General features: G+C 75.5%; 5 protein-coding genes and 1 pseudogene. 4 read left to right on the top strand and 2 right to left on the bottom strand.

The genetic code is table 11. The features are described 5' to 3' along the window. Positions 1 to 413: 413 nt before the first annotated feature. Positions 414 to 1,256: pseudogene (locus tag ABZW03_RS34780) on the top strand (hypothetical protein); the annotation flags it as partial. A 408-nt stretch (positions 1,257 to 1,664) separates the two neighbouring features. After that, entirely contained in the window at positions 1,665 to 2,555 is an 891-nt protein-coding gene (locus tag ABZW03_RS34775) for a tetratricopeptide repeat protein (protein ID WP_355267556.1), read from the top strand. Between the two features lie 112 nt (positions 2,556 to 2,667). Here the strand turns inward: ABZW03_RS34775 and ABZW03_RS34770 are convergent, their stop codons facing one another. Next, on the bottom strand, positions 2,668 to 4,038 hold the full coding sequence (locus ABZW03_RS34770) for a DUF1015 domain-containing protein (RefSeq protein WP_355267553.1): 1,371 nt from the start codon (positions 4,036 to 4,038) through the stop codon (positions 2,668 to 2,670). 92 nt (positions 4,039 to 4,130) lie between these two features. Here ABZW03_RS34770 and ABZW03_RS34765 point away from each other — a divergent pair, with 92 nt between their 5' ends. Together ABZW03_RS34765 and ABZW03_RS34760 are read left to right on the top strand one after the other, a co-directional pair. Beyond that, positions 4,131 to 4,820: a tetratricopeptide repeat protein gene (locus tag ABZW03_RS34765; RefSeq protein WP_355267550.1), complete on the top strand. Its 690-nt coding sequence runs from the start codon at positions 4,131 to 4,133 to the stop codon at positions 4,818 to 4,820. 138 nt (positions 4,821 to 4,958) lie between these two features. Further along, positions 4,959 to 5,996: an HAD-IIA family hydrolase gene (locus tag ABZW03_RS34760; RefSeq protein ID WP_355267547.1), complete on the top strand. Its 1,038-nt coding sequence runs from the start codon at positions 4,959 to 4,961 to the stop codon at positions 5,994 to 5,996. 36 nt (positions 5,997 to 6,032) lie between these two features. On the opposite strand, the gene ABZW03_RS34755 is transcribed toward ABZW03_RS34760, so the two are convergent. Beyond that, positions 6,033 to 6,380, bottom strand: a complete 348-nt coding sequence (locus ABZW03_RS34755; protein WP_355267544.1) for an SCP2 sterol-binding domain-containing protein — start codon at positions 6,378 to 6,380, stop codon at positions 6,033 to 6,035. Positions 6,381 to 6,586 lie beyond the last annotated feature (206 nt).

Below are 6,586 nucleotides of genomic sequence, written 5' to 3'. Positions count from 1 at the left end.
TATACCCGCCCGCCCCCCCCGCTACTCGCGGGGGCCGCGGCCTTTTTGTGTTTTGCGAACGCGAAGAAGGCCGGCAGAACCGGGACTTCCGCCCAGACGCGGAGGGTCCCGGCATGTCGGACAATGGAGAAGGTACGCGGGCCAGCAGGCCGGCGTCGAAACCGCGTGGCGGCAGCGGAGTTGCTCGCTCGGTCCGCGGTGGAGCTGAAGCAGCAGAAGGAGTCACCACGATGTCGAACCAGCCCCAGGACCGTCCCGAGCGCCGATCGGACGACGGCCGAGGCTATGAGCCCCGGTCCCGCGGGAGCTGGTCCAACGACCGTGGCGGCTCCCGTCGCGACGACCGCCCGTCGGGCGGGTACGGCCGCGACCGTGACGACCGTCCGCGTCGTGACGACCGCCCGTTCCGCGACCGCGACGACCGCGGTGGCGACCGCGGCGGCTTCCGCCGTGACGACCGTCCGTCGGGTGGCGGTTTCCGTCGCGACGACCGTCCCGCTGGTGGTGGCTTCCGTCGTGACGACCGCCCGGCCGGTGGCGGCTTCCGCCGCGATGACCGCCCCTCGGGTGGTTTCCGTCGTGACGAGCGTGACGACCGTCCGCGTCGGGATGACCGTCCGTCGGGTGGGTACGGCCGCGACCGTGGCGACCGCGGTGGCGACCGCGGTGGTTTCCGTCGTGACGACCGCCCCGCTGGTGGTGGCTTCCGTCGTGACGACCGCCCCGCTGGTGGTGGCTTCCGTCGGGATGACCGTCCGTCGGGTGGGTACGGCCGCGACCGTGACGACCGCGGCGGTGACCGTGGCGGCTTCCGCCGCGATGACCGCCCCTCGGGTGGTTTCCGTCGTGACGACCGTCCGGCCGGTGGTGGTTTCCGTCGGGACGACCGTCCCTCCGGCGGTTTCAACCGTGACCGCGACGACCGTGGCGGCTTCCGCCGCGATGACCGTCCGGCCGGTGGTGGTTTCCGTCGGGACGACCGTCCCTCCGGCGGTTTCAACCGTGACCGCGACGACCGTGGCGGCTTCCGCCGTGACGACCGTCCGGCCGGTGGTGGCTTCCGTCGTGACGACCGTCCGTCGGGTGGCTACGGCCGCGACCGCGACGACCGCGGTGGCGACCGCGGTGGTTTCCGCCGCGATGACCGTCCGGCCGGTGGTGGTTTCCGTCGGGACGACCGTCCCTCCGGCGGTTTCAACCGTGACCGCGACGACCGCGGTGGCGACCGTGGCGGCTTCCGCCGCGACGACCGCCCGAGCGGCTTCAACCGCGACCGTGACGACCGTCCGCGTCGTGACGACCGCCCGTTCCGCGACCGTGACGACCGCGGTGGCGACCGCGGTGGCTTCCGTCGTGACGACCGCCCCTCCGGCGGTTTCAACCGCGACCGCGGCGACCGCCCCTCCGGCGGCTACGGCCGCGACCGTGACGACCGCGGCGGTGACCGTGGCGGCTTCCGCCGCGACGACCGGGGTGGCGACCGCGGTGGCTTCCGCCGTGACGACCGCCAGGGCGGCGGCTACCGCCGGGACCGGGACGACCGTGGCGGCGACCGCCGGGACGACCGCGGCCGTCGGGACTACGACGACCGCCGGGGCAACTACGAGCCCGTCAAGCGCCTGCCGATCCCGGAGGACGTCACCGGCTTCGAGCTGGACGCGGACGTGCGCCAGGAGCTCAAGAGCCTGCCCAAGACCCTCGCGGACGACGTCGCCCGCAACCTGGTGATGGTGGCCCGCCTGCTCGACAGCGAGCCCGAGGAGGCGTACCAGTTCTCCCGCGTCGCGCTCCGTCTGGCCTCCCGCGTGGCGGCCGTCCGCGAGGCGGCCGGTTTCGCCTCGTACATGACCCAGCGCTACTCCGAGGCGCTGACCGAGTTCCGCGCCGCCCGTCGGATGACCGGCCGGGCGGACCTGTGGCCGGTGATGGCCGACTGCGAGCGCGGTCTGGGCCGTCCGGAGCGGGCGCTGGCGATGGCCGGTGAGCCCGAGGTGAAGCAGCTGGACAAGGCCGGCCAGGTCGAGATGCGCCTGGTGGCGGCCGGTGCCCGCAGCGACATGGAGCAGTACGACGCCGCGGTGGTGACGCTGCAGAGCCCGGAGCTGGCCTCCAGCGCGGTGCACCCGTGGACCGCGCGCCTGCGGTACGCCTACGCCGAGGCCCTGATCGCGGCCGGCCGTGCCGACGAGGCCCGTGACTGGTTCGCCAAGGCCGCCGAGGCCGACAGCGACGGCACCACCAACGCCTCGGAGCGCCTGGCCGAGATCGACGGCGTGGAGTTCACCGACACGCTCGACCCGGAGCTGGCCGAGGACGGGACCGAGTCCGCCGACGCCTCGGCGAAGAAGCGCGGTGGCGGCGACAACGCCGACGACCGCGTGATCTTCGAGGACGAGGAGGACGTCGAGGAGTACTACGACGAGGACGACCTGGAGATCGACGAGGACTTCGACGGCGTCGTCCCCGAGCGCACCCAGGCCGCCGAGGCCGAGGGCACCAAGGCCGACGAGTCGAAGGCCGCCGAGGCCGCCGAGGCCGACGCCGGCAAGAGCTGAGCAGCGCCCCAGGCAACGCCGTGAGGCCCTGCCGTCCCCGGGAACGGCAGGGCCTCACGGCGTTCCGGCCCGCGCTCGGGCCGCCGGCGTCGCCGGCCCGGCGTGAGAGCCCTCAGCCCAGCGCGAGGTTGCGCAGCACCAGCCCGGTGGCCGGCTTCGGACCGAAGGAGGTGGACTTGCGCGGCATGGTGACGCCCTGTTCGGCCAGCCGTCGGACCACGGACTCCCGGACCGGGTGCAGCAGGACGGCGGTGCCGCCGGTGCGCGCGGCCTCCTGCTCGGCGGCCGCGGCGGTGTGCAGGTAGCCGATGTCGTCCGGGCCGTCGGGGACGTGCCAGGTGCGGTCCAGCAGGGTGGCGTGCAGGACGGTGGCGTCCAGGCGGCGCCACTCCTCGGGCCGGCCGTGCGGCACGGTGGCGTCCAGCAGGGACTCCTCGGGCTCTCCGAGCAGCCAGTAGACGCCGTCGCCGCCGGTCAGGACGAAGCCGTTGCCGCCGTGCCGCTTCTGCTCGGCGAGGGCCTGGAGCGCGGCGGGCAGCGGTCCGGGGACCTCCTTGACCTTCCACTGGTCGCCGAGCCGCTCCAGCGCCTCGGCCACCGGCAGCCGGTACAGCACGCGGTGGATGGCGCGGACCCGCAGCGGGTAGCGGGCGGTGTCCACCAGGAGCACCATGCCGCGGTCCCAGGGGCTGCGCGGCAGGTGGCGGTGCTCGCGCTGGAGCCGCAGGTACATCTCCCAGCGGTGGTGGCCGTCGGCGATCAGCGCCCGGCAGGTGGCGAGGTCGCGGCTGATCTCGGCGATCTCGGCGGGGTCGGTGACCGCCCACAGCCGGTGGTGGGTGCCGTCGCTGGTGGCGGTGGAGAGCAGCGGCTCGCCCTCGACCGTCCGCTCGATCACGGCGGAGGCGCCGCCGTTGCCCCGGTAGGTGAGCAGCAGCGGTTCCAAGTTGGCCCGGGTGGTGCGCATCAGGCCGACGCGGTCGGCGACCGGCCGCGGCATCACGTCCTCGTGCGGGAGCACCACGCCGCCCTCGCGGCCGCTCACCGCGAGGGCGCCGATCAGGCCGCGCTGGAGCAGCTCGGGGGAGTCGGCGGTGGCCGGCACCCGCTGCTCGTAGACGTAGAGCGCGGGCTCCGGGTCGGCGGCCAGGACGCCCTCGCGCTGCCAGGCGGCCAGCAGCCGGGCGGCGTGCCGGTAGCGGGTGTCGCGGTCGGGCCGGTCTCCGGCGTCCTCGGGCTCGGGCCTGGGCAGGATCAGCCGGACCACGTTGTGCGGGTCGGCCGTCTCCAGGTCGAGCCGACGACCGGGGTCGACGACGTCGTACGGCGGGGACATCACCGAGGCGAGGGCGCCGACCCGGTCGGGGACGTAGCGCAGGCCGCGGAAGGGGGACAGGGACAGGCCGGCGGTGGCGACGTGCCCGGGATCGCCGGGGCCGCCCTCGGGAGTCTCGACTCCGTCTTCTGCACTGGGTGTGCTCATTCTGGGCATCGTAACCGGGTACGCGTTGTTGAGAGATCGGAATACCCGTGCCGGATCGTGGGCCGGGTGTGCGACCGAGGGCGAGGTACGGCATGGACGACGGGCAGGAACGGGTGGACGGCGGCGGCCCGGCCGAGTCGGGCGGGCCGGTCGGTGCCACCCACGGGGACGCTCCGGCCGACGGCGCGCCGGGCCGTACAGCGGGCGACGACCCGGCGGGCGGCGCGGGCCCGGGCGGCGCGGGGGCGGGCGGCGGGGTGCCGCGGCAGAGCCGCGCCGGGGAGCCGACCGGGGACGTGTACGACTGGTTCCGCCGGGGCGCCCGGCTGCTGGCGCAGCGGCATCCGGCGGCCGCCGAACAGCTGCTCGCCCGGGCGGCGGAGGCCGAGCCGCACTCGCGCAGCATCCGGGAGGCGCTGGCGCGCGCCCAGTTCGACGCGGGCTCGTACGCGGCGGCGCTGGAGAACTTCCGGGCCGTGGCGCTCGCCGACCCGGCGGACGACTACGCTCAGTTCGGGTGGGGCGTCGCGGCGGCCCGGCTGGGCGACTTCGAGACCTCCGCCGAACACCTGGCGCTCGCCGTGGCGATGCGGCCGGAGAACGACCACTACCGGCAGGCGCTGCGGCAGACCCGGGCGACCCTGGCGGCCCGCGCCGGGGCGTACGGCCCGCTGCTGCCGGGAGCACCCGGGTACCTGGCGCCCCCGGCGGGCGCCGGGGAGCCGGCCGGCGGCGCGGCGGACGACGCCGGTGCCGGTGCCGGTGCCGACGGCGGGTCCTGACCGGCCGGACGCCCTGACGGACGGCGCAGAGCACGACCGCGCAGAGCACGACCGCGCAGAGCACGACCGCGCAGAGCACGACCGCGCAGAGAACAACGGCGCAGTGAACGACGACGCAGTGAATGAGGTAGCGCAGCCATGACCGAGACGGCCACCCCCGTGCGACGGACCGCCCCCGGCGGCAGCGAGCGTCCGCTGACCGACGCGTACGACACCGCGCTGCTGGACCTGGACGGCGTGGTCTACGCGGGCGCCCACGCGATCGAGCACGCGGTGGACGCGCTGGACGCCGCCCGGACGGCCGGGATGCGGCTCGCCTACGTGACCAACAACGCCTCCCGCCCGCCGCGGGTGGTGGCCGAGCACCTGACCGAGCTGGGCGTCCCGGCCGAGCCGGCCGACGTGATCAACTCGGCCCAGGCCGCCGTCCGGCTGGTCGCCGAGAAGGTGCCGGCCGGGTCGAAGGTGCTGGTCGTCGGCGGTCTCGGGCTGGAGGAGGCGCTGACCGAGCTGGGGCTGGTCCCGGTCCGCTCGCTGGCCGACGGGCCGCTCGCGGTGGTCCAGGGCTTCGACCCCTCGGTGGGCTGGACGGACCTCGCGGAGGCCTCGTACGCGGTGCAGAGCGGCCTGCCGTGGGTGGCGTCCAACCTGGACCTGACGGTGCCGAGGGCACGCGGTATCGCGCCCGGAAACGGCACCCTGGTGGCGGCGGTGCGGGCGGCGACCGGGGTGGAGCCGGAGGTGGCGGGCAAGCCGCTGCCGCCGATGCACCGGGAGACCGTGCTGCGGACCGGCGCGGAGCGGCCGCTGGTGGTCGGGGACCGGCTGGACACCGACATCGAGGGCGCGTTCAACGGCGGGGTGGACAGCCTGCTGGTGTTCACCGGGGTGACCACCCCGGAGCTGCTGCTGGCGGCGCCGGTCGAGCACCGGCCGACCTACCTGGCCGCGGACCTGCGCGGACTGCTCGTCCCGCACCCGGCGGTGACGGCCGTGGACGGCGGCTTCGGGTGCGGCGGCTGGGTCGCGGGCGTGGACGGCGGCGTGCTGCGGCTGTCCGGGGCCGGGGACCGCTGGGACGGCCTGCGGGCGCTGTGCGCGGCGGCGTGGGCGGTGCTGGACGCGGGCGGTGCGCCGGTGGACGGCCGCAAGGCACTGGCCGACCTGGGGTTCTGAGCGCCGGCCGGAGCGGCTCCCCCCAGGAAGCCGGGTTCAGAGCAGGGTGCGCAGCCGCAGCAGGTCGCGGAAGCCCGCCTCCAGCCGGACCCGGCCGCTCGCCCACGCGGAGGCGAAGTTGAGCCGGCCGCCGACCAGCGCGACCAGGTCGTCGCTGCTCATGGTGAGCCGGATCTCCGCCTTCCCGGCCGGGGCGCCGGGGGCGGCCACCACGTCCTGGAGCCGGCCGTCGCGCAGCTGCCCGGTGAAGGTCAGGTCGAGGTCGGTGATCCGGCAGCTGAGCGAGCGGTCGAGCGCCGCGGCCCTGCGGACGTCGCCGGTGGACTTCGCCATGTTCCGGCTGAGCTGCTCCAGTGCCTCCCGGCACTCCTCGGCGTTCGCCACGGGGCGGGCTCCCTCCCCCGGTCGCTGCGGTGCTGACTGCGGGCCACGGTACCTCAGGAGGGTTTTGGCGGTAGCGTCGTCAGTGGGGTGCCCGGAACGGCCCGGGTACTGAGGGCGGCGCAGCGGCGCGCGCAGGCGATTGGGAGGCACCCGGATGCTGCCGAGGACGGTTCGGGGAGTGGTGGAGACGGCCGCCGGGGTGGTGG

The organism is Kitasatospora sp. NPDC004799 (assembly GCF_040609095.1).
In the GTDB taxonomy this organism is placed as follows: Bacteria; Actinomycetota; Actinomycetes; order Streptomycetales; family Streptomycetaceae; genus Kitasatospora.
The sequence above is the reverse complement of the archived record's forward strand: the minus strand, read 5'-3'. Positions and strand labels throughout refer to the sequence as shown.

Excerpts from the sequence above, each read along its gene's own strand:
- ABZW03_RS34770 (WP_355267553.1), bottom strand. The coding sequence starts at position 4,038 with ATGAGCACACCCAGTGCAGAAGACGGAGTCGAGACTCCCGAGGGCGGC.
- ABZW03_RS34765 (WP_355267550.1), top strand. The coding sequence starts at position 4,131 with ATGGACGACGGGCAGGAACGGGTGGACGGCGGCGGCCCGGCCGAGTCG.
- ABZW03_RS34760 (WP_355267547.1), top strand. The coding sequence starts at position 4,959 with ATGACCGAGACGGCCACCCCCGTGCGACGGACCGCCCCCGGCGGCAGC.